Origin of the sequence: Paraburkholderia sp. PGU19 (genome assembly GCF_013426915.1) — a bacterium.
Lineage (GTDB): Bacteria > Pseudomonadota > Gammaproteobacteria > Burkholderiales > Burkholderiaceae > Paraburkholderia.
In genome coordinates this window covers 2,489,596-2,511,955 of the sequence record NZ_AP023180.1, presented here as the reverse complement: position 1 = coordinate 2,511,955, position 22,360 = coordinate 2,489,596, and the positions used below count along the sequence as shown (strand labels likewise).

Below are 22,360 nucleotides of genomic sequence, written 5' to 3'. Positions count from 1 at the left end.
GCGCTGCTGCTGAGGTGAAAGTCGACATGGCCACACGCGCTCTCGAACCGTACGCGACTTGCCGAACGATTTCGGACGTGCCGGCCGAAGCTGTCCGGCACGTATGGGAGGCGAAGGACGGCACGTCGGTGCTGTTGCGTGCAATCGTACCCGACGACTTCGAACTCGAACGCGACTTCGTCAATGGACTGTCGCGATCGACCGGGTACAAGCGTTTGATGTCGGGACGACGGCCGACCTCCGACGAGATGCATCGGTGGACCCATATCGATCCTCAGCGCGAAGGCGCGGTGATCGCGGTGGTAGTGACCGACGGTCGCGAACAGCAGATCGGCGTCGCACGCTACGCAATGGAGCCGGGCCAGCACGATGCCGCCGAATGCGCGATCGTGATCAGCGACGCGTGGCAAGGCAGAGGGCTCGGCACCCAACTGCTGTCGAGCTTGATCACGCTTGCACGGCAATCGGGTTTGACGCGTCTGTATGGTACGACGCTCGCAGATAACCAAGGGATGGTCAGGCTCGCGCAGCGACTTGGATTCCAGGCGTCCTACGATCCGAATTCGACCTTCCTCTGGGCCTTGTCGCTCGAGTTGACCCGGCGGACCAACCAAACCCAATCACCATCGTATTCTCGGTAAATCCGTAAAACTTCACAGGAAATCATCATGAGCATCGACAGCAGCCAACCCCTTCTCACGCCGATCCGGCTCGGGGGCCTCGAATTGCCAAATCGCGTCGTGATGGCGCCGCTCACGCGCATGCGCGCCGCCAACGCCGAGTTCGAGCCGACGGCCCTGCATGCTGAGTACTATGCGCAGCGCGCGGCGGCGGGGTTGATCGTCAGCGAAGGGGTTTTTGTGAGCCCGGAGGCGGTCGGTTGGGCGGACGTGCCGGGACTCTGGAGCGACGCGCAGGTACGCGGCTGGAGCGTGGTAACGGACGCGGTGCATCGCGCGGGTGGCCGGATCGTCGCGCAACTGTGGCACACGGGTTCGTTGGGACACCCCGATTTCCACGCCGGCAAGCCGCCTTTGTCCGCTTCCGCCGTCAACCCGGAACAGCAGAGCGTGACTTCGACGGGCCGCAAGGACACCGTCGTCCCGCGCCCGATGGAAAAGGACCACATCCGCCGCACGGTCGCAGACTTCGGCCGCGCAGCGCACAACGCAATCGCAGCGGGTTTTGACGGCGTGCAGATCCAGGGAGGCTATCACTATCTGTTCAACCAGTTTCTCAACGTGCGCACGAATCTCCGCGCGGACGAATATGGCGGTTCGGTGGAGAACCGCGCGCGCTTTCTGTTCGAGGTGCTGGAAGCAGTGGTCGGGGCAGTTGGCGCGCAACGCACTGGGATCAAGACGGGACCTGCGACGTCCGAGACGGGCGCGTTCGTATCGACTGACGAGACACTCGCCACGTCCGAATACGTGATCGGACGGCTCAACGATTACGACCTCTCTCATTTGCTGTTGATGGGCGCAATGGCCGACCTGTCGGCAACGCCGCTCGCGGCGCTCGCGGGCGACGGCATGTTCCGCCATTTCCGCGAGCTTTATCGCGGCAACGTCATCGCCAACGTCGATACCGATCGTGAGCGTGGCAACCGGCTAATCGAAGCCGGGCTGGTGGACATGGTCGCGTTCGGCCGCCCTTTCATTGCCAATCCGGACCTGCCGGCGCGCTTCGCCATGAATGCGCCGCTTGCCGAAATCAACTGGCCGAAGGTCTATGGCCCGACGGCCGAAGGCTATACCGACTACCCCGCTTTTCAGGCCGTGACGGCCTGATGCGCTGCCACTGCATTCCGGCAATGGTTGCCCTGTCGCATGGATCGCATGCAGACATCCTGCGCATCGCGTGAGACTCACAGGCAATACGCTCTTTATCACGGGCGCGGGTCGGGCATTGGCCGCGGTCTCGCCGAAGCGCTCCACCAGCTCGGCAATCAGGTGATCATCTCGGGCCGTCGCGCGGAGCGTCTGCGAATCCGGCACGCGCGCGGTTTGGCTCGATATCACTAGTCCGGGCCCTAACGAGCACGCATGGGTCAACGAGTTCAACGACATGTTTGCTGCTGCCTGAGCAAACGTGCGTGATCTCTCTGGGAATCCGGCAGATGTCGAATGCAGACCAGCCGTTCGAATGACGGCTTTGTGGGATGTGCGAGCGGCAACATTTGGCCGGTAGTACCCGTTCACATCAACTGCCAGTGAGCAGCAATTGAGGATCTCAACGATCGCTCCGCAAAGCGTTCTCGAATTGGTGCTATCGGCCAGGAGCCATCGTTCGAGATCGCAGTCGCGTGGCTATTCGAGCGGCTGCTCCGCATCGGACATCCGACGTTGCAAGCGACGGCATGTCGCACGCAACGCGCCAGCCGCGCCAAACCGGTACCGTGGCGTCAGTTCGCGCCCATGAGAATGCCTTCGGATTTCCAGGCGAGTTTCTACCTGGTGCCAATCACCATTGAATCGGGACCGGTAAGCGGCTCGACGCGTACCTGCGTGAAGCCGACTTCCTGCATCCATTCGCGACACTGCGCGCCGGTATAGTCGAAACCGCCAGGTGTCTCGATAAGCATGTTGAGGCTCATCAGCAAGCCAAAGGCATTGCGCCTGCGCTCATCGTCGATTACCGCGTCGTAGACGATCAGGCAACCGCCGGGAGGTAGCGACGCGTAGCACTTCGCGAGGAGCTCGAGTTTCTGCCCGAGGTCCCAGTCGTGGAGAATGTGTCCCATCACGAGCACATCAGCCGCCGGACAGGGATCCTTGAAGAAGTCGCCCGGATAGAAATGCAGCCGGTCCTGCAGGTCGTGCGACGTTACGTATTCTTCAAATACAGGGCGCACTACCGGCAGATCGAAGCCGCCGCCGCGCAAGTGGGGATGGGCGAGCGCGACCTGCACAGGTAAGGCACCTTGGGCCGCGCCGATGTCAATGAAGGTGCTGTAGTTCTGCCAGGGGAATTGCTGCGCAATCGCCTTCGCCGCGCCCAGGCTGACCCCGCTCATCGCCCGCAGGAAAGCCCTTAGTTTGTGTTCGTCGCGATACATCGCATCGAAGGGGTTGCCACCCCCTTTTGCCTCGTTCTGTGGCTGCCCTGTGCGAAGGGCTTCCGTCAGAGAACCCCAGAACGGATATAGTCGCGCGTTGGCCATTTCCAGTAATCCACCTACGTAGCTGGGCTTGGCCATGTCGAGAAAAAACTCGGTGTCTGGCGTATTGCGGTATTTCCCATCTTCGCGTTCCAGCAGATTCAATGCGACCAGCGCATCAAGAAAATCAAGGGCCGATCTCGGATGCAGTTCGAGTGCCTGAGCGAGCTGTGCAGCGTCGTGGGGACCGGTCGCGAGGCGCGAAAACACACCGAGTTCGACTGCGGACAATAGGGTCTTGGACGCCCAGAACCCCATGCCCAGTTGAAGTAGCCGGTCAGGGGAGGGTTCGCGCTGGCGCGTGTTGTCAGCGCCAGGCTCCTGTTGATCCATGCTCGGTGTGCTTTCCATCATTGCTTCCGGGGAACATGTAAATACGCGTCAGATACGATGGTAGGCGAAGCGAACTTTTTCAAGCGTTCGCTACCGTACAGACGAACTCGAGCCCCTCGGTATGTTCGCCGCAACCGACCGTCTCGCTCCGGATGCTCGTGGCTAGTCACCATCAATGCTAATGCCGACAAGCCAACCGATCGCGGGAAGCTCATCGCAGCCGTGCCCGATGGTGGGCCAGGTCTGGCTCTGCCTCGTCATCATTGGGAACGGCCCACGGCGTCGGGCTCCCGGCCGGGGGCTTTGGGATCCGGTCGCCCGTCGGTATGACATCGGCGTCCGCTTCGGCGATCCGGTGGCGAAGGACATAATCGCAATGCGCATTGCTCCCGATATGACGATGGTTTTCGTCGGATCCCCGGAGTACCTTCAGTCGAGGATCGAGGCAAAAAGGCCGCAGGACTTGACGCGGCACAATTGCATTAATCTGCGCCTGCCGATGAGGAATTCGCCGTTGGCATGGGAGTTGAGCAAGGGGCGGCGTGAGCTACAGGTCCGCGTCGAGGGGCAGCTCACCTTCAATAACGTCTATCAGATGGTCGAGGCGTCGCTTGCTGGCTTCGGGCTGGCCTACGTACCGAAGGAACTGGTGCAGCCACACGTCGACGCTAAGCGTCTCGCCTGGGTTCTCGAAGATTGGTATCCAATTCGTCGGGCATCGTGTCTATTATCCGAGCCGCCACAAGTCATCAAGGGCGGTTGAACTGGTAGTCGACGCATTGAAGTCCGGGTTCCAGGAGCGGAGGCGATGACAGCGATGTTTGGAACGGCACGATCCGACGATCCACGCTGATGTTTCACTGCATCGAAAAGATCAAGGGCTTGCGTTGCCTGCGTGAGTGCCTGGCTACCGTATTCGTACAGGGATTGAGGCCGGCCGAAGCGAACGATAGGTAGCTCAGCCCGTTTTGCGGTCGGCGTATGTACGGACTGAGGGGGCGAGTGAGTTTTAGCTGATTGTCTGCCGCCGAGAAGGATCCGGTTCCGCCCGGCTTGGTCCGCATCGAGGCTAGATGTCCGTTCAAACTGGCGGATTCAACCGGTCGATGCAACACAATGAACGTCGCATGAGCGGCGGGTGCAACGTGCCACTGCGATACCTTCCCGGTTCATCTGCTTCCAGATTTTGTCCGCGCCATAGACCCGCATGTTGTCCTGCCAGACGCGCTCGATCTGCGGCCGTAGAAACTCGTCGTGTTTTGTGCGGGCACAGCGCCGCGACGGATCGCGAAGCTGTGCGGAATAACGCCGGTAGCCCGACGGGGCAATCCGCAAGACCTTGCAGATCGGCTCGACCCCGAAGGCGTCGCGATGCTGATCGATAAAGGCCTTCAGGACTTCAACCGGCGGTCGAACTCCGCCTGGGCGACATGTGCCCTCGGTCACAATTCGGGGTGCTCGCAGGGTTGCGGGTCCAACTCTCAAACGGGCTCAGTGCACCAGATAATGGGCCGACCTCGACCACCGCTGCCTCGTGATCGTATTCCTTCCCAGATCCGCCTGCAGCAGTCGTGCGCTTCATCCTTCGGGGTCGGGCAGAACCCGATGAATCACTCTCAAGAGTTGGAGCCTCCACCAAACTCGGGGCGGTTCAAATCTGTGTACGTCAACCGGCCTCAGATGTACTATTTGACGAAAATCGAGAACGCCGGGCGAACCTCCGCCCAATTTGCGGCCAATACTTTCCGGCACCCCTATGCTGAGCAGAGACGCCGCGATCGATCAACGCCGACTCAAGCCTCGTATGATTATTGACGCAACGAGTCTTCGGTCCCGGCGGTCGTCAATCCAGTGGAAGCGCAATCCTTTGCTGCGGTCTCGGCGTCTTTAATGATTGACGGGGCAATCTGACGTCCTGGATCGTTCTGGGCGTACGGGCGCGCATACGTTTCCGTCAACATGTACAGAAGACGTCCCATCGGAAGTCGGTAAATGTCGCTATGCGCACCTCCGCCAGTGTCCGGCGAGTTGTACCTCGTGATCCCTTCGCTCGTGTTGAAGTACAGGATCTTGCTCTTGTCGGTTTTCGCGGGCAGCGTCGATACCGGGACGCACTTGCCGTCGCCGGTGAACGGGCACACTGTAAAATTGCCGGTGACCTTATCGGGTCTGCTGGCGTAAGCAAAGGTGTCGGCGGCGCTCCAGCAGTCGAAAACGTCAGTTGCGTTTGTACATTCCTCACGCCACACGTGCGCCGAACCGGACGGCTTGTACCACACAGGTAGTGTAGTGGCGTGGTCGTATTCGGATGCGGTAAGAACAATCTTCGTTCCGATCGATGCATAGTCGCGATACGGTGCTCCCTCCGCGCTTTCCGATGGCATGAATCGGTTGACGCTGACAGCGCCTTCCAGACCCACGGCAAGATCGACCATCGGCGTGGGTTTCGCGGGTCCACCCGCAGGTTGAGGCTTCTTGCGATCGGCATGAGGAGTGAGAACTGGTCCACTAAATAACGCGCGCATTGCCGCACGTGCACCGAAACTGTGGCCGATCAAAACGACACGCAGCGAGTGTGACGAAGTCAACTTACCGGATTTGTCTTTTTGCGGTTGTGCCAGAACGAGAGGGATGGTCCGGTTCACGAGGACATTGAGCCAGGTTAGTCCCAACTCGTCGGCATCGTCGGCTTTGTCGAAATAGCTGAAAAAGTCCAACTTCGACTTGTTCCAGTAGGATGGCCACGTCACACCAACGACGAGCGGCTTGAATTGCGCTTCGGCGATCTCTGCATCACCTGCGCCAGCAAACCTCGCGGCAAACTGTCGATCCTCCGAGGCTTCAACCATATTGCCGACGATGTCGTTAAAGTTCCGGATCGCTTCATCCTGAGACGTGTTCCAGCCCATCACGATGATAACCAGGTGGGTATAGTGCTCGGCGTTCACGTGCGCCACCAGACCGCACTCGAGCTTTTTCAGTGCTTTGAGGCCGCCGCTGTAGATTTCTTTCGTATCTCCTGCTTCCTGGAACTGGTCCCTGGTGATGTTGCGTTCCCCCTTGGCAGTACCTGAGACGGAAGGTATCTGAACCTTTACTTGATTCAAGTCACTCTCGCCTGGTCGCAGCCCGCAGTGGCGCCACGCGACCACACTGCTACTGTCGCCAGGAAATTGAGATTCAAAAGCGTTATAAACGAAGCATTGGTCGATCAATGCTGACGATTCACTACCTTTTTTCACCACCAAAGGCGCGCCGTACCGAACAATATGAGAGAGAAAAAGCGCCTTGCGATGGTCTTCATACAACTTAAGGATGTCGCTGGTCGTCTTCGAGGGCCATCGCGCTTTATCCCCAACAATATAGTCTGCATCCGGGTATGCGAAGCTGTTCGCCGGCGTCGGGCCGCCCACGACATCTCGCGGACTCTTTTCGATCCCGACCAGATAACCGGGGTAGTGCAGTGCTTCGCCCTTAGGAAAGTAGAGCGCTGTATGAAACTGTCTTTCATAGACGCCATCGATAGCGAGATTCTTTTCCTGTCTGTCCAGCACAGTCGACAGATCGGAGCAGGACGTCACAATAATGACGGCAATGGCTGCAAGAAAACGTTGAAAGTTCATCGCTACCTCGCCAGTCGTTAGATATCCGGCGAAAGCGACTCGGTTGATGCGCAAAGGTGGTTAAGACGCAAACCGCGTGCGCAGAGCGGGTGTGATTTCACCGACCAGTTAGGCGTGTTGTATATCGATACGATCGTTTTTCTATCGGCTTCCGCGCGATACGGAATTCATTGCTAGTGATCTGCAAAGGGGGGCGTGGACCGCGGACAGTCGGACGGTGCACGCATCAACGACGCGAGTTTGATACGAGATTAGTCATCCGGATTCACTCCGACGAATCCGAATACGGTCGATATGTGGTCTACCGAACAGAGCGCTGAATGGAGTTGATAAGTGCCGGGACAATGAAAGATGGTGAAGGGGTGTCGTTAGGTCGCGCGGCCATTTGCTCGGCGCAGACTGGATCGTGCGCCGATCCGTTGGGCACTCTTCGGAGGGCGTGAACGGCTGCTGTGGCGCTATCTGCGGGACTGCTTTGGGTCGGGAGTGTAATTCGCTGATGCAGAAAGTTGCTGTCAGGCTGCTCGACTCCGCCACCGTCGGCAATCCGTCGCATTGCTGACGTACAGCGCAGCCTGCCCCAACGTCAACAATGGCCGAAATGCGCGCATCGGACATCGGACATCGGACAGGTTACGAAGTGAACAAGCCGTTTGCGTGACGGCCCGGTGTGATGGGCGAGCGCCATCAGTTGCCCCTCACCGGCCGAAATATCGCGCTGCAGCGCTGCCGCTGGCGATTCACCGGCCCGATTCCCGCCCACTGCTCGTTCGCGACTCCGGATAATCTGGGCACAGTCGGCGTGGACGGGTAACTCAGGCGGAACGCCTTATGCAGCAACGGTCTCAGCGATGCCGCAGTTCGCTGATTGAAGTGAAGAATGACGGATCACCGAATGAGGAGTCCGGCGTCGCCCCAGCCAGAGCTAGATCCGCCATGCGTTGCATTATCGGTTCGCGCGCCGAGCGCGTCATCACACAAGTTAACAAGAGACTCTTTCCGAATGCGTCAAAATAGCGGCAACCCGACCGCTCAGGCACATCCGCTAAGATAGCGCCCTGACCGCACCCGAACCAACCGACGCCTGCCGCCTTGCCGACCTTCACTCTCCCCTCAGCGCTGCAGGCGGAACTCGACATCCGCAAAAGCCGCTTCATCGCCTACGCGATTCCCGTCGCCGACCGCGACGCCGCGATGGAAGAACTGCGCCGCCTGCGCGAAGAACATCCCACGGCCACGCACGTTTGCTGGGCGCTGCTGGCGGGTGGGCAGTCGGGCATGTCCGACGACGGCGAGCCGTCGGGCACAGCGGGGCGCCCGATACTCGAAGTACTGCGTCATCACGATCTGGACGGCGTGCTGGCCGCTGTCGTGCGCTATTACGGCGGCGTGAAGCTCGGCGCGGGCGGCCTCGTGCGCGCCTATACAGACGCGATCGCCACCGCGCTGCAGGACGCGCCGCGTGTCGAGCGGATCGCGCTTGCATCCTTGCAGGTCGAAATCGGCTATCCCGACGAGGCCCGCGTGCGACGCTGGATCGAACAGGAAAACTACGCGCTCGAAGCGAGTGCGTACGACATGAACGTGCAACTGACGATCCGCATGCCCGTCACGGCCATCGACGCCGCGCGCGAAGCCTTGCGCGACATGACGCAAGGCCGCGCGGTTTTCCCCGACAACGTCTGAGCAAATCAAAGCAAAACGGCCGCGTGCCGGAAGAGTACTCCGTGCAACGCGGCCGCTCTGGAAAACCTGCAACTTGCCGGCGATCAATGCGCCGCAGCAAACACCTTCGCCGATTCCTTCGCTTGCGCACCTGCCAATGCCAGCGTGTCTTCGAGAATCATCTCTGCGCCCTTCTCCGCGACCATCATCGTCGGTGCGTTGATATTGCCTGATGTGATGTTCGGAAAGATCGACGCATCGACGATCCGCAAGCCCGACATGCCATGCACGCGCAGACGTTCGTCGACGACCGAGTTGCCGTCGTCCGGCCCCATCGCGCACGAACCGCACAGGTGATAGATCGAACCCGACTGCTCGCGGAAGTACTGCAGGAAGGCATCGCGATCGTTCACCTGCGGGCCGGGGGAAATCTCTTCGACGGTGATGTCCTTGAGCGCCGCCGTCGACATGATCTTCCGTACCAGCTCGCAGCCTTCGATGGCTTCGTCGATATCCTTGTGCGTCGTCAGGGCGTTGATGCGAATCTTCGCGGCATCTTCCGCGCGATCGGACGCAATCTGGATCGAGCCGCGGCTACTCGGGCGGCACGGATTGAAGCACAGCAGAAAGCCCGAATACGGTTCCGGTTCGAGACTCGCCTTGTTGCTCTTCGGAATGCGATACGACAGCGGATTGAAATAGAGCTGAAGATTCGGCAATGCCTCTTTCTCGCTGCTTCTGAAGAAGCCACCGGCCTGATTCACGCTCATTGCAAGCGGGCCTTTGCGCGTCAGCAGGTATTGCAAGCCGAGCTTGAGCTTGCCCAGCAACGGGCGCATTTCATCGTTCAGCGTCTTCACGTTCGAGCGATAGTAGAAGCTCACGCAAAGATGATCCTGCAGGTTCTGGCCGACAGCAGGCAGATGATGCACGAGGGGAATGCGATGTTCTGCGAGCAGCGCGCTATCGCCAACGCCCGACAGTTGCAGCAACTTCGGCGTATCGACTGCACCCGCCGAAAGAATCACTTCCCGCTTCGCGGTGAAATGACGCGCACTGCCGTTCTGCTTGACGACGACGCCCGTCGCGCGCCGGTTCGCGTCGAACAGCACCTGCGTAACGAGCACTTCGCGCTCGACCGTCAGGTTCTTGCGATTGAGCACCGGGTGCAGGTACTCGAAACTGCTCGACGAACGCTGGCCATTGCGCGTGTTCACGTCGTAAATGCCCGCGCCTTCGAACTGCGCACCGTTGAAGTCGTCGGTGCGCTTGTAGCCAGCCTGTTCGCAGCCCTTCACGAACACGTGACAGATGGGATGCGCGTGATCCTTCATCGGCGAAATACCGATCGGGCCATTCGCACCGTGATAGTCGGTGTTGCCCAGCGGATGCGATTCGAGCTTGCGGAAATACGGCAATACATCGCGATACGACCAGCCCTTGTTCCCCGCTTGCGCCCAGTCCTCGTAATCCTGTTCCTGGCCACGCACGTAGATCATGGCGTTGATCGAACCGGAGCCACCCTGCACCTTGCCGCGCGGGCAATACAGCGAGCGGTTGTCGAGCTCCTTCTCCGGCTCGCTGTAGTACATCCAGTTGTAGGTTTCGTTGTAGTACGTCTTCGTGAAACCAACTGGAATCTTGAACCAGAACGAATCGTCGGCGCGCCCGGCCTCGAGCAGCAGCACCGAGTACTGGCCCGACGCCGACAGACGGTTGGCGAGAATGCAGCCCGCAGATCCCGCTCCGACGATGATGTAGTCGTAATTCATGTTCTATTCGCCCGCAGGCGTCCAATACGTGGAATACGTGGAGTACGTGATGGCAGGTTCGCGCACTCAGCCCTTGGCGGGCGCGAGATCCTTCACGTCGGCTGGCTTCGACGCCATCTGCAGATGCAGACGCTCGCCCGTGTACGGCGTGTGCTGCCTGACGACTTCCATGTTCAGTTCGACGCCGAGGCCCGGTTCCGTCGACGGAATGATGTAGCCGTCTTCCCAGCGGATCGGCGTCTTGATCACTTCCGCATGGAAACCGCCCCACGTGCCGATGCTTTCCTGAATCAGGAAGTTCGGCGTGCAGGTCGCCAGCTGAATGCTCGCAGCGGCGCCGACGGGACCGTTGTAGAGGTGCGGCGCGATCTGCGCGTAATACACCTCGGCGAGGGTCGCCACTTTTTTCGCTTCGAGCAGGCCACCGACGCGCGCCACGTTCAATTGAATGATCGACGCGCCGCCCGCTTCAAGCAGCTTGTGGAATTCGTACTTCGTGGTGAGGCGCTCACCGGCAGAAATCGGAATGCTCGTGTGCCGCGCAACTTCAGCCATGGCTTCATGCTGCCCCGGCGGCACGGGCTCTTCGAACCACAGCGGATCGTATTTTTCGAGGCGCTTCGCAAGGCGGATCGCCGAGGCCGGCACCATTTGTCCATGCGTGCCGAACAGCAGATCGGCCTTGCTGCCCACGGCTTCGCGCACCTTGCGGCAGAATGTTTCGCAGCGGTCCATCACTTCGAGCGACAGATGATGGCCCGAATAAGCCGTATAAGGGCCAGCAGGATCGAACTTCACCGCCGTAAAGCCACGCTTGACGTTTTCCGCCGCGCATTCGGCCGCGAGATCGGGATCGTCGTAGTCGTATTCGCCGCGACGGTTCTTCGGATACAGATACGTGTACGAACGCAGACGCTCATGCACGCGGCCACCCAGCAGCTCGTACACCGGCTTGTTGGCCGCCTTGCCGATGATGTCCCAGCACGCCATTTCGAGGCCGCTCACGACGCCCATCATCGTCAGATCGGGGCGCTGCGTGAAGCCGCTCGAATACGCTTCGCGCCACAGACGTTCGACGTGGTGCGGGTCCTTATCGAGCAGATAGCGCGAGAACACGTCTTCGATGATGGGCGCCATCGCATTCGGATGAAACGTGGCCGAATAGATTTCGCCGACGCCTTCAATGCCGCAATCTGTCTTCAGCTTGACGAAGATCCAGTACATGCCGCCGATATGCGGCGGCGGCACGGCGACGATATGCGTTTCGAGCGAGACGACTTTCATTTACGCTTCCTTCCTGTTAAGCATATTGCGCAGCACGAGGCCCGCGCAGCCGCCGACGGCGGATACGGCGGCCACGTAGCCGAAGTACATTTGATAGCCATGCACGCCCGGATAGTTCTGCGTCAGATATCCGTTGATGAGCGGCAGGAAAACATCGGGGAATAGCCGAGTACTGAAATCAGGCCAATCGCGAGACCCATCGTCTCGACGGGCACGTTGCAGCGATCGAGCAGCGACCAGTACAAGCCGCGAATTGCGTACGTCAGCACGCCGATGAAAAGCACCAGAAACACCAGCAATACATGGCTGCTGATCTGCGGCGCGGCGATCAGGCCGACCAGCGAGAGCGACGCGAGAAAGAGCGCGATGATCAGCACGGTCACTTTCGAAAAGCGGTCGCCGAGAAAGCCACCGCCAATGCCGCCGATTGGACGCATCCACAGCTTGAGCGTCGTGATCGTGCCCGCCATCACCACCGACAAACCAATCTCGCCTTCATGCAGATACGCGGAGAAGCTGTAGGTCGCCCAGAACACCTGATAGCCGCAGAACACGATCGCCGCGACGAGCCACAGTTCGGGAATCTTCGCGAGCGTGATCAGATCGGCGATCACGTTGCTGCGTCTGGCCGCTTGCGCGCGGCTCGATTGCTCCGCTTTCGACGACGGGTCTTTCACCAGTGCGAGCACTACGCCGAGGCCAATGCACAGGAACGCGTACATATACACCACGACTTTGAAGCCGACCGCGGCCGGTTCGCCCTTCGTCTGCGTGAGCCACGCGAACAGCGTGATGGCGATCGTCGCGAGCATCGCTTCGATCAGCCCACGCCCGCCGTCGAGAAAGCCGAAGAAGCGGCCCTGTTCGTCAGCGCCCGCGATCAACGACACGCGCTTGATGACGGCCGCCCAGAACGTCAGCCCCGTCGACAGGCCCCAGCCGCCGAAGATCATCAGCAGCAGATTGAACGACGGCGCGGTCGAATACACCAGGCCGAGCAGGCCAGTCGCGACGAGCGAGAAACTGATCAGCAGGCGCGGTGCGATGCGGTCCGCAAGCCAGCCGCTCGGCAGGTAGCTCAGCAGGAAGATCGTGCCGAGCATCGAATACAGATAACCGAGCTGGCTTTCGCTGATGTGGAACACTTCCAGCATCGTCGGCTGATAGACCTGGCGCAGATAGAGAATCGGATAAATCGCGCCGGCCGCGATGACGAGCAGCAACAGTTGCACATAGCGCTGTGCCTTGTTGCCGGACTGGTCGGTTGCGTTGGCGGAACGGCGCGCCGAAGCGTCCGTTTGAAGAGGTTGGCTTGCCACTGAAATGCTCCTGAGAGACGCGCGAGGAGCACAGCATGCGCCGTGGCCGTCGTGTCTCCGTTACTTTGTTATGAATGCAGCGTGTGCTTTTTATGGTTAAAAAAGAGAGCGCATCCCGCGTTGCTTTTCGCTCGCGAAATGCGCCCTGACAGGATCAGTACTTCATGACGACCAGACGCGTCTGCGTGAATTCGAGCATGCCGTGCTTGCCGTCGTCGCCGCCGAGACCCGAGCGTTTCCAGCCTGCGTGAAAGCCCTGATACGGGTCGGCGGGCGTGCGGTTCACGTAGAGTTCGCCCGCTTCGATGTTGTTCGCGACCTTCATCGTGGTGCGGTAGTTCTCGGTGTAGAGCACCGACGAAAGACCGAACTGGTGGTCGTTGGCCATCTGCAGCGCTTCGTCGAGCGTGCTGTAGCGCACGACGGGCATGATCGGGCCGAACGTTTCTTCCTGGATGATCTCCATGTCCTGACGGCAGTTCGTCAGCAGCGTGGCCGGATAGAAGAAGCCCTTGCCTTCGGGAATCGCGCCGCCCGTTTCGAGCGTTGCGCCGTCAGCCACCGCGCGCTGGACCATCGCATGAATCGACTGGCGCGAAGCTTCGTTGACGAGCGGACCCATCAAGGAAGCATCCGTGCTGCGGTCGCCGCTCTTCACTGCGCTCATGTGCTTCTTCAGCAGCGCGACGAACTGGTCGTGCACGCTCTCGTGGACGTAGACACGCTCGATCGCCGTGCACAACTGGCCGCAGTGCGTCGTCTTCGAGCCGACGAGTTCGCGCGCGGCCTTTTCCAGATCGGCATCCGGCTCGATGATGGCAGGCGTTTTGCCGCCCAGTTCGAGCGACGGCTTCGCAATGTTCTCTTTGCAATAGTCGAGCACCTTGCGGCCCGCACCGACGCTGCCCGTCAGCGTAATCATGCCGACAGCAGGATGCGTGCAAACGGCTTCCGCCGTCGCATGGCTCATCGCGAGAATGTTGACGACGCCCGGCGGCAATTCGGCGCGAATCACAGCCTTGGCGATTTCGAATGCGGAAGTGGGCGTGTTATTGCTCGGCCGCACCACCACCGTATTACCCGCGATCAACGCCGGCGCGATTTTGCGCATGAACGTATAGACGGGGTAATTGAACGGGATCAGACATGCGACGACGCCGATCGGCTCGCGATGCATGACGAGGTTCTCGTCGGGCGTGTCGCTGGGAATCACTTCGCCTTCGATACGGCGCGCCCACTCGGCGTGATAGCGCGTGATCTGGCCGGCGTAGATGGCTTCGTTGGTCGCATCGGTGACGCTCTTGCCCGATTCCAGCGCGAGCGCCGCGCCGATGGCGGGCGCGCAGTCGGTCAGTGCGTCGGCGAGCTTGTGCAGATACGTGGCGCGCTCCGCAGCGGGCAGCTTGCGCCAGCTCTTTTGTGCGGCAGCGGCATTGGCGACGGCTACTACAGCCTCTTCGCGGGACGCACCCGATACCTGGGCAATCAGCGCCTCGGTAGCGGGGTTATAGACGGAGATGAGTTCGTCCGTTGCGGGTTCGACGAACTGGCCGCCAACGAAATTCCGGTCGAGTCGCATGGTGTTTTACCTGGTGACGCGTGCGCGAAGCACATTACCGGCGGCGAGTTAGAGCAAGGCGAAACATGCAGCCGGCGCATGACACGGATTCTTCTCTGCGGCCTTATGACGCGCAAGCGAGTATTTCGACCGTCAAACATTCATAAAACTCATGTTTGTGGGCGATATGACGGGCACGCGAACGAATCGCCAGAGGATGCGGCGGATATGTGGAAGCGTCTATTGAGGAAGCGCGGGGAGAGCGCCAAGGCAGCGAATCCGCCTTTGCGCGAGCCGGCATTGCACCGGCTGCGAGTGAATGGCGCGGCGACCTGAGCGCCGCGCGTGGGAACGGTCCGGCAGGATGTCGCCGAACCGGAACTACATGAAAGCCGCTTCGAAGCGGATCAAGCCTCGCCTGCGGATGGCGTCGGCGCCTGCACCGTTACGGGCGTTTCGGCCACGGGCGCAACGCTTTTCACGGCTGCCTTCTTTGCTGCTGCCTTTTTCGCCGGCGCCTTGCTTGCGCCGGTCTTCTTAGCGGCGGCTTTCTTCGCAATGACGCGCTTGCCGGCAGTCGGCGCCGCAGACTTCGCCGCAACCTTCGTGGCGGCCGTCTTCTTGCCGGCGGATTTCGCAGCGGCCTTCTTCGCAGCGACTTTCTTCACAGCAGCCTTTGCGCCTGCCGATGCCTTTTTCGCAACCTTGCGAGCCGCCGACTTCGCCGTTACAGCTTTCTTCGACACGGCTTTCTTCGCCGTCGCTTTCTTCGTCGCGGCCTTTGCCGTCACCACCGTTTCCGACACAGCAGCCGCAGCGGCATCGATCAAAAACTTGCTACGGTCTTTCACGTCCTTGATCCATGCCGGCGGTCGCGCGTGACCACTCCACGTTGCACCCGTCTTGGGATCGCGATACTTGGGGGCAGTTTGCCTTTCACGGCTGACGTGATTCCCGCCTTGCCGCTGCTAACGCCAAGACGCGCTTTGCGCTCGCGTTCGCGACGTGCTTTTGCGCGACGCTCGATATCTTCCGTTGTGAGACCGTGCTTGATCATCAGTTCCCGGATCTGGTCCAACGCACCTTGCGCGCCTTGAGCGATGAGCGCTTCGGCCTGCGTCTGCAGTTTCTTTATACGAGCCTGGATGATTTCCAATGTAGCCATTATTGCCTCCCTTTGAATTACATACGCGGACTATGCCACGGAATTGCTTAGAAGCGCTATCGTTTTAAAGCTTGAGTAAGAAAACCGTTGCCCATCGATACGCCATTTCTCCTAAGCCTCGCATAAGGCTCGTCACACGCAATTGCTGAAGTGGCTTTTGCCATTGCATTGCATGCCGCGAGAATAATGACCCGCTCTCAAACGTTTAATTCCTTTGACCGTCGATTGCTGCATGGCCGCACGCCAGCGCCCAACAGGAGGACACTGATAAACTTTCAGGGTCCCTTTCCTTTGCGCTCGCATGCGCGTTGCCGTGCTCTTTAATGGCCGCTTCGACACCTGGAGATATTGATGGAGCACGCGTACGCCCAGCTGCTGCACCTGCTTGCAGGCCACACTGCGTGGACGCTGGTCGTGGTGTTTCTTGCTGCGTTTCTCGAAGCCGTCGCGTTCATCGGCACCTTCGTGCCGGGCAGCACGGCCATGTTCATTGCAGGCGCGCTGGTCGGCACGGGTACGCTGAATCTCGGCTGGCTCTTTGCGAGCGCGATTGTGGGCGCCGTGGCGGGCGATGGCATGAGCTACTGGTTCGGCCGTCGTTATAAAGACAGGATCAGCAGGCTCTGGCCGTTCAGCACGCACCCGGTGCTGCTCGAAAGCGGCCAGAAGTATTTCGACAAGCATGGCGCGAAGAGCGTCGTGTTCGCGCGCTTTGCCGCACCGCTGCGCGCAATCGTCCCCGTGGTCGCGGGCATGCTCGAAATGCCGCCCATGCGCTTCTACGCAATGAACGTGCTGTCCGCGTTGCTGTGGGCGCCCGCGCATATCCTTCCCGGCGTTGTATTCGGCGCGTCGATCCAGCTGGCGGGCGCGGTGTCCTTCCGTCTCGTCGCGGCGCTGGCGATCGTCGTGGCAATCGTATGGCTGTGCTTCTGGGTGATGCGCGTAGTCGTCTCGCACGCGCGCGCATGGGCCGGTGCGTCGCGCAGCGGCCTCGTGAATTGGGCGCGCGATCACGAGGCGCCATATGGCAAGCTGGTCTATCGGATCGTCGATCCCGAGCGCGCGGCTATCGGCCTGCTGGTCGGCATTTCGGTTTTCGTGCTGGTGTGCGCGGGCATCTTCTTTGGTGTCATGCAGGACGTCGTGTCGGGCGATCCGCTCGTTCAGGTCGACATGTCGTTCTATCGCTTCCTGCAATCCGCGCAGGCGCCGTGGATCGGCGAAGCGCTCGCGCGCGCCTCGACGCTCGGCAGCATTCCGACTCTCGCCGCGCTGGTCGTTGCGTCGACCGTCATGATCGCCTTCGAGAAACGCTGGCGCATGCTTATCTATTGGCTCATCGCAGTGATCTTCTCGCAGGTGTTGATCTTCGCGATCCAGGCAATCGTGCCGCACGCGCCGCCCGCCGCCGCGCCATCCGATCTCTATGCGTTCCCCAGCAATCACGTCGCCGCGAGCGTCACGGTGTATGGCTTTCTCGCGTTCGTCGTGGCGCGCCGCGTCGGCCTGGTGACGGGTATCGCCGTCACTGCGCTCGCGAGCCTGATCGTGATCACCGTCGCATTCGCTGGCCTGTCTTCCGGGCGCTTCGCGTTCTCCGATGCCGTGGGCGGCGCAGCATTCGCTGCCATGTGGGTCGCTGTCGTCGCGTTGACGGCCGTATGGCGGCATCCGGAAACGCCGCCTTCGCGCGAATACATGCCCGCCGTTCTGCTGGTCGTGCTGTGCGCGAGCGTCGGCCTGCAGCTCGCCTTGGGACATCAGCCGGACGCGGCGCCGCAGGTGCGCCAGCGGCCACCCGTGGTCGTCACGCAGGCGCAATGGACGGATTCGCTGTGGAAGCAGTTTCCCTGCTATCGCTCCGACATGAAGGGCGACCGGCGCGAGCCGATCACTGTGCAATGGACGGCTGACCGGCAGCAGATCATCGCGCAATTGCGCAGCAGAGGTTGGCTCGAAGGCACGCGTTTCAATGCGCGCAGCCTGTTCTCGCTCGTCTCGCCCGACGTGCCCGTGATGGATCTTCCCGTGCTGCCCAAGCTCAATGACGGCATACCGTCGGCCCTCGTTTTCAGCCGTCAGCGCGCGCGCACCGACGAACGCGACGTACTGCGTTTCTGGCGCACGGGCTATGCCGTCGCGCGTCGCAACGGCACGGCACCCACGCCGATCTGGCTCGGCTCGCTCGTGCATGAGCGTCTGCTGCGCCCTTCGTGGCCCTTCAATGTGCTGCGCACCGACAGACAACTCGATCCGCTCATTTCCCCAAAGTCGGTCAACGACGAATGGCGAGAACTCGAACTGTCGAGCAGCATGGGATGCACCGACATTCCCGTCACGCTGATCGCATCCACTGAACGCTAAGCCTTTTAGACCGCTTGTACCCGTTCTGCAGCCGCTTGCAAAGCACGCGGCGCCTTAAGCCGTGCAACAATGAACGGCAGCCAGCGCGCGTCGAAGCCATGCAATGCGCAAGGAGCTATTGCAATTGGTCGATTTCAATCCGTCGGCAATTTCTACATGGGGCGCAGCCGTTGTCTTCCTGAACGTGCTGCTCACGCGCCTCGGCATTCCCGTGCCTGCCGTCCCTGTACTGCTGCTCGCGGGCACGGCGATCGCTAACGGCCATCTGTCCTTCTGGCATGTGCTGACGGCCGCACTCGCCGCCGCGCTGATTGGCGACGGGATATGGTTTACCGCGGGCCGCCTGCTCGGACGGCGGCTGATCCTTGCGCTAGCGCGGCTGTCGGCCGCCGTCGAAACACGAGTGCGCAAGGCGCGTGCCCTCTTCATGCGCTTTGGACCTGCAATCGTCTCGGTCTCGAAGTTCATACCGGGACTTGCCATCATTACGCCGCCGCTGATGGGCACGACGCGCGTCGGCATCGTCATCTTCTTCTCGTGGGACGCCGTCGGTATCCTCGCGTGGGCAACCTTCTGGCTGCTCGGCGGCGCGATTTTCGAGCGGCAGCTGAGCCTGCTGATTCACGAAGTGCGGGCGCACGGCTGGACGATCATCGATGTGCTGACCGCCATCGCCGCGAGTTATCTGGTGTTCCGTTTCGTGCAGCGCTGGCGTCTGCAGCGGCCGCTGTCGCTTGCGGCAATCTCGCAGGAACAGGTCGACGCGATGATGCGTCCCGACAAGCCGCCCATCGTGCTCGACGCCCGCCCCGAGCACATGAAACGACAGACGCCGCAGCCCATTCCCGGCGCGCTGCCGCTCGACGTCCATGCGCCCGGCACGGTCGATGCCGCCTTGCTGGCGCGCGATGTCGTCGTCTATTGCGTCTGTGCCGACGATGTCACGGCAAGAACGCTGTCGCAGCAGATGCGCGACAAAGGCTTTACGCAAATTCGCGCGCTAAGAGGCGGGCTGGACGCGTGGGAACGGCGCGGCTACTCCGTCGAGCCTTTGACCGAACAGAATAAAAACATGGCGCAGCCCATGCGCGAGAAAACCCGTGCTCTGCCGCAGGAACGCGGCATTACCTTGCGCGGTATTGCACCAAAAGGCGCCGTCCCCAGTTAAGGCGCGTGTGTTCTCACGCGTCCGTTTGCCCCATTACGAAGCACCCAAACGCTAAAGAAAAGCCGCGCTTCGGCGCCATTAAGGCTAAGCCTTTAGCATATTGGCGGACTGCATTCAACTGGATACCCCTTAAGAGCAAGCTGGCGCAGTTCTCGCTAAGATTTCCATTTCAAGATCCGGTTACTAAAGACCGATTGTTCAGGTAAAGCCTGGAGATCAAGGTATGCGCTGGCTATTTATCGTCTGGTTTATCTTAAGCGTCACGTATGTAGCCTGTTCTGCGATGTCGAGCGGCCCATGTACTTCCGCTGGGCCGCTGCGTTGAACCGGATGTTCTCGAATGTCGTGATGCGCGCGGCCAGTTCGCCGAATGAAGAAGGCGATCGCACCGGGTTCCTGAACCGCGCATTCAAATATGTGTACGCGATTCGCCGCGTCGGCAAACACCTTAAGGCGTGGCATCGGCCGACTTACTATGCCGTCAAATGGGTGCTGTTCGGCTCGATTTTCGCCGGGATCGCTTTCGCGATATAAGGCGTGCCGCTCAGGCGCACCTCACAGCCTTAGCCGCGTGCCACTTCCTGAACGGGCGCAAGACCGCCGACGACGATCCGGTCACGCCCCGTCGCCTTCGCCTGATAAAGACTGCGGTCCACTTCCTGCAACCACGTGTGATAGTCGGGCAAGTCGTCGGTCAATTGGGCAATGCCGACGCTGATCGTGCACGGGCATTCCGTCGACGCCTCTTTCGTCTTCTCCCTCACGCGCTGCACCAGCACCTTCGCGACCGTATGCGCCTCGCGCAATGTCGCGCCCGGCAAGACGACACCGAACTCCTCGCCGCCATAACGGCCAATGCTGTCGCCCGCGCGGAAATGGCTGCGCAAAAGATCGGCAAACGCCTGCAACACCGCGTCACCGGCGGGATGACCCAGCGTGTCGTTGATCCGCTTGAAGTGATCGAGGTCGATCAGCAGCAGGCACGACGCGTAGCGGTTCGCGCGGCAGCGCTCGAATTCCCCGGCGAGCAGCCCTTCCCAATGCCGGCGGTTCCAAAGGCGGGTCAGGCCGTCGGTGCGACTCAGGTGCTCGAGTTCGCGCGTGCGCTGGGCGAGCTTGAGCGACAGCCGGTAGCTTGTAAAGCCCAACGCAAGCGGATAAATAATGAGGAACGGCAGACACGCCAGGATAGTCGGCATTTGCGACATCGGCGAAAACACGAAGCCGACCGTGACGAGCCCCGCCAGCACGCCCAGCACATGCGCGACCGCACCGCGTGCGAAGAGCCGCAGGCCGCCCGCAGCGATGTTGTCCATGCTGAGCATCGCGAGAATCAGCACGCTGGGCAACACGTTGAACTGCATCGCCACGACCCAGAAGCCGCCGAGCATCGAATCGGCCATCAGGTTCAGGCGTTCGCCGCGAAACGGCACTTCGCAGGCAAGCGCTGCGCGCCGCGCGACATGCGGCCAGATGAAACCATGAAACACCAGCAGCGACCACAGCACGAATCCGCGATGCTGTAGCGCGAAAACGGAAGCGACGCAGAAGAAGCCAAGCCCCAGCCCGGCAATGCGCAAGCGGTAAATGCGCTCGACAAAGCTCTTCCCTTGCCCGGCCCTGCTTTTCGTTGCCAACTTTATCGATCCCCGAGCAAATGACTGCGAGAATGAGGCCGGGCGCGCTCGTGCGCCGCATGCCGCAGGGTCCCTGTTTGCACCAAGCTTTGATACAGACGTTGCGCGTTTCGATGCGGGCGCAACATCATGGATTGGTATAAAAAAATGATACCAGTATCCGCAGTGGGTAATTAGTCCATTTACGCGGTGGAAGCGCTTCTGTGGTTTTTCGGTGTTTGTGCGCAAGCCGCGATGGATGTGTAACGTTTGCGTTGCACGGTAATGAACGTCATGACGCTAGCGCTTCGGCTTGCTCGAAGAGAGTGATGTGAAGCAAATGAATCAGCTTAAGTGAGTCAAAAACAGCGCAAGCGACAGACGAATCAATGGCCACTGATCAAAGGCACCCGCGCAGCCGCCGATGTTTCGACGCTGCGCTGCGTCAGCCACACTTCCTGTTGCAGCCAGTCGCGAAACACCGTCACATGCGGCAGGTCGCCCTGTTCAGGACGCGTCACGAGCCAATACGACTGGTGTCCGTCGACATGCACGTTCAGCATCTGCACGAGCTGCCCATTGGCGAGTTCGTGCGCAATCATATGACGATCGGCGATCGTGATGCCGAGGCCGTCGATGGCAGCGCGTATCGCGTGATCGAGCAGATCGAATTCGAAACCGCCCGACGTATCCACGCCTTCGATGCCCGCCGCCTTTAGCCAATGCTGCCAGGTCAGATAACGCTGGTTGTCGCCCGCTAAAACATGCAGCAAAGTGAATTGATTGAGATCGATGGCTTCATTGCCCGCCTGGCGCGCAAGCAACGCGGGCGAGCACACGGCGATATGCCGCTCGTTCATCAGCAGAAGATTATCGAATCCCTCCCATTCGCCATTGCCGAAGCGAATCGCGCAATCGAGCACGCTCGACTCGGCAAGATTGTCTTCTAGCCGCGTCGACAGGCTCAATTCCAGTTCGGGGTGCTCGGTGTGCAGGCGCCCGAGTCGCGGCAAAAACCAGCGGCTGGCGAAAGTCGGCGGCGCATTGACCCGCAAGCGGTTCAGATGCGTCTTTTCCTGGATCGAGCGCACGGTCCATTCGATCTTGTCGAACGAATGCTGCAATGCCTGAAGCAGCACGCGGCCCGATGCCGTGAGATCCAGATGATGATGCCTGCGCTGCAATAGCGATTCGCCGAGTTGCTCTTCGAGTTGCCGCACCTGGCGGCTCACCGCGCTTTGCGTGACGTTGAGCAATTCCGCCGCGCGCGTGAAGCTGCCCGTGCGCCCAGCGACTTCGAAGGCTTTGAGCGCATTGAGCGCTGGCATTT

General features: G+C 60.5%; 13 protein-coding genes, 6 pseudogenes and 1 other annotated feature. Of the genes and pseudogenes, 9 read left to right on the top strand and 10 right to left on the bottom strand.

The window, feature by feature from the left end; translation table 11 throughout:
* Nucleotides 1-26: 26 nt before the first annotated feature.
* From H1204_RS28900 to H1204_RS51585, 3 genes and pseudogenes are all read left to right on the top strand, one after another.
* Nucleotides 27-641 (top strand): GNAT family N-acetyltransferase, encoded by a 615-nt coding sequence (locus H1204_RS28900; protein WP_180731874.1) that lies wholly within the window; start codon nt 27-29, stop codon nt 639-641.
* A gap of 27 nt (nt 642-668) precedes the next feature.
* Nucleotides 669-1,790, top strand: coding sequence for an alkene reductase (locus H1204_RS28895; protein WP_180731873.1), 1,122 nt, complete (start codon nt 669-671; stop codon nt 1,788-1,790).
* Nucleotides 1,791-1,860: 70 nt separating this feature from the next.
* A pseudogene (locus tag H1204_RS51585) lies at nt 1,861-1,973 on the top strand (short-chain dehydrogenase); the annotation flags it as partial.
* A gap of 476 nt (nt 1,974-2,449) precedes the next feature.
* On the opposite strand, the gene H1204_RS28890 reads toward H1204_RS51585, so the two are convergent.
* A complete protein-coding gene (locus H1204_RS28890) occupies nt 2,450-3,493 on the bottom strand; it encodes a methyltransferase (protein WP_180731872.1) in 1,044 nt (347 codons plus the stop codon).
* Nucleotides 3,494-3,791: 298 nt separating this feature from the next.
* On the opposite strand from H1204_RS28890, the pseudogene H1204_RS28885 reads away from it, so the two are divergent.
* Nucleotides 3,792-4,305: pseudogene (locus H1204_RS28885) on the top strand (LysR substrate-binding domain-containing protein); the annotation flags it as partial.
* A gap of 325 nt (nt 4,306-4,630) precedes the next feature.
* Here the strand turns inward: H1204_RS28885 and H1204_RS28880 are convergent.
* Together H1204_RS28880 and H1204_RS28875 are read right to left on the bottom strand one after the other, a co-directional pair.
* Nucleotides 4,631-4,921: pseudogene (locus tag H1204_RS28880) on the bottom strand (IS3 family transposase); the annotation flags it as partial.
* Nucleotides 4,814-4,930 (bottom strand) — a sequence feature (AL1L pseudoknot). It overlaps the preceding pseudogene by 108 nt.
* A gap of 371 nt (nt 4,931-5,301) precedes the next feature.
* Nucleotides 5,302-7,116, bottom strand: a complete 1,815-nt coding sequence (locus H1204_RS28875; protein ID WP_180731870.1) for a hypothetical protein — start codon at nt 7,114-7,116, stop codon at nt 5,302-5,304.
* A 1,092-nt stretch (nt 7,117-8,208) separates the two neighbouring features.
* Here H1204_RS28875 and H1204_RS28870 point away from each other — a divergent pair.
* Nucleotides 8,209-8,802, top strand: coding sequence for a YigZ family protein (locus tag H1204_RS28870; protein ID WP_180731869.1), 594 nt, complete (start codon nt 8,209-8,211; stop codon nt 8,800-8,802).
* Nucleotides 8,803-8,885: 83 nt separating this feature from the next.
* Here H1204_RS28870 and H1204_RS28865 read toward each other — a convergent pair whose 3' ends face one another.
* The 4 genes and pseudogenes from H1204_RS28865 to aldA form a co-directional block, all read right to left on the bottom strand.
* On the bottom strand, nt 8,886-10,553 hold the full coding sequence (locus tag H1204_RS28865; protein ID WP_180731868.1) for a GMC family oxidoreductase N-terminal domain-containing protein: 1,668 nt from the start codon (nt 10,551-10,553) through the stop codon (nt 8,886-8,888).
* A gap of 66 nt (nt 10,554-10,619) precedes the next feature.
* The gene (locus H1204_RS28860; protein WP_180731867.1) at nt 10,620-11,837 is read right to left on the bottom strand and encodes a mandelate racemase/muconate lactonizing enzyme family protein; all 1,218 of its coding nucleotides are present in this window, start codon (nt 11,835-11,837) and stop codon (nt 10,620-10,622) included.
* Nucleotides 11,838-13,156, bottom strand: a pseudogene (locus tag H1204_RS28855) (MFS transporter). It abuts the gene before it with no gap.
* A gap of 154 nt (nt 13,157-13,310) precedes the next feature.
* Complete coding sequence (gene aldA, locus H1204_RS28850; RefSeq protein WP_180731866.1) at nt 13,311-14,735, bottom strand: aldehyde dehydrogenase; 1,425 nt, start codon at nt 14,733-14,735, stop codon at nt 13,311-13,313.
* A 324-nt stretch (nt 14,736-15,059) separates the two neighbouring features.
* Between aldA and H1204_RS52980 the strand changes: the two genes are divergently transcribed.
* The gene (locus H1204_RS52980; RefSeq protein WP_346015750.1) at nt 15,060-15,596 is read left to right on the top strand and encodes a hypothetical protein; all 537 of its coding nucleotides are present in this window, start codon (nt 15,060-15,062) and stop codon (nt 15,594-15,596) included.
* 166 nt (nt 15,597-15,762) lie between these two features.
* On the opposite strand, the pseudogene H1204_RS52975 reads toward H1204_RS52980, so the two are convergent.
* Nucleotides 15,763-15,879 (bottom strand): annotated as a pseudogene (locus H1204_RS52975) (H-NS histone family protein); the annotation flags it as partial.
* 351 nt (nt 15,880-16,230) lie between these two features.
* Between H1204_RS52975 and H1204_RS28840 the strand changes: the two are divergent.
* From H1204_RS28840 to H1204_RS28830, 3 genes and pseudogenes are all read left to right on the top strand, one after another.
* Nucleotides 16,231-18,246, top strand: a complete 2,016-nt coding sequence (locus tag H1204_RS28840; protein ID WP_180731865.1) for a bifunctional DedA family/phosphatase PAP2 family protein — start codon at nt 16,231-16,233, stop codon at nt 18,244-18,246.
* A gap of 124 nt (nt 18,247-18,370) precedes the next feature.
* A complete protein-coding gene (locus H1204_RS28835) occupies nt 18,371-19,414 on the top strand; it encodes a VTT domain-containing protein (RefSeq protein WP_243468693.1) in 1,044 nt (347 codons plus the stop codon).
* A gap of 273 nt (nt 19,415-19,687) precedes the next feature.
* Nucleotides 19,688-19,948: pseudogene (locus tag H1204_RS28830) on the top strand (lipid A hydroxylase LpxO); the annotation flags it as partial.
* A 29-nt stretch (nt 19,949-19,977) separates the two neighbouring features.
* On the opposite strand, the gene H1204_RS28825 reads toward H1204_RS28830, so the two are convergent.
* Nucleotides 19,978-21,051, bottom strand: coding sequence for a diguanylate cyclase (locus tag H1204_RS28825; RefSeq protein ID WP_180731863.1), 1,074 nt, complete (start codon nt 21,049-21,051; stop codon nt 19,978-19,980).
* Nucleotides 21,052-21,416: 365 nt separating this feature from the next.
* Nucleotides 21,417-22,358, bottom strand: coding sequence for a LysR substrate-binding domain-containing protein (locus H1204_RS28820; protein WP_180731862.1), 942 nt, complete (start codon nt 22,356-22,358; stop codon nt 21,417-21,419).
* Nucleotides 22,359-22,360 lie beyond the last annotated feature (2 nt).

Excerpts from the sequence above, each read along its gene's own strand:
- H1204_RS28890 (WP_180731872.1), bottom strand. The coding sequence starts at position 3,493 with ATGGATCAACAGGAGCCTGGCGCTGACAACACGCGCCAGCGCGAACCC.
- H1204_RS28820 (WP_180731862.1), bottom strand. The coding sequence starts at position 22,358 with ATGCCAGCGCTCAATGCGCTCAAAGCCTTCGAAGTCGCTGGGCGCACG.
- H1204_RS28840 (WP_180731865.1), top strand. The coding sequence starts at position 16,231 with ATGGAGCACGCGTACGCCCAGCTGCTGCACCTGCTTGCAGGCCACACT.
- H1204_RS28860 (WP_180731867.1), bottom strand. The coding sequence starts at position 11,837 with ATGAAAGTCGTCTCGCTCGAAACGCATATCGTCGCCGTGCCGCCGCCG.
- H1204_RS28900 (WP_180731874.1), top strand. The coding sequence starts at position 27 with ATGGCCACACGCGCTCTCGAACCGTACGCGACTTGCCGAACGATTTCG.
- aldA (WP_180731866.1), bottom strand. The coding sequence starts at position 14,735 with ATGCGACTCGACCGGAATTTCGTTGGCGGCCAGTTCGTCGAACCCGCA.
- H1204_RS28865 (WP_180731868.1), bottom strand. The coding sequence starts at position 10,553 with ATGAATTACGACTACATCATCGTCGGAGCGGGATCTGCGGGCTGCATT.
- H1204_RS28895 (WP_180731873.1), top strand. The coding sequence starts at position 669 with ATGAGCATCGACAGCAGCCAACCCCTTCTCACGCCGATCCGGCTCGGG.
- H1204_RS28875 (WP_180731870.1), bottom strand. The coding sequence starts at position 7,116 with ATGAACTTTCAACGTTTTCTTGCAGCCATTGCCGTCATTATTGTGACG.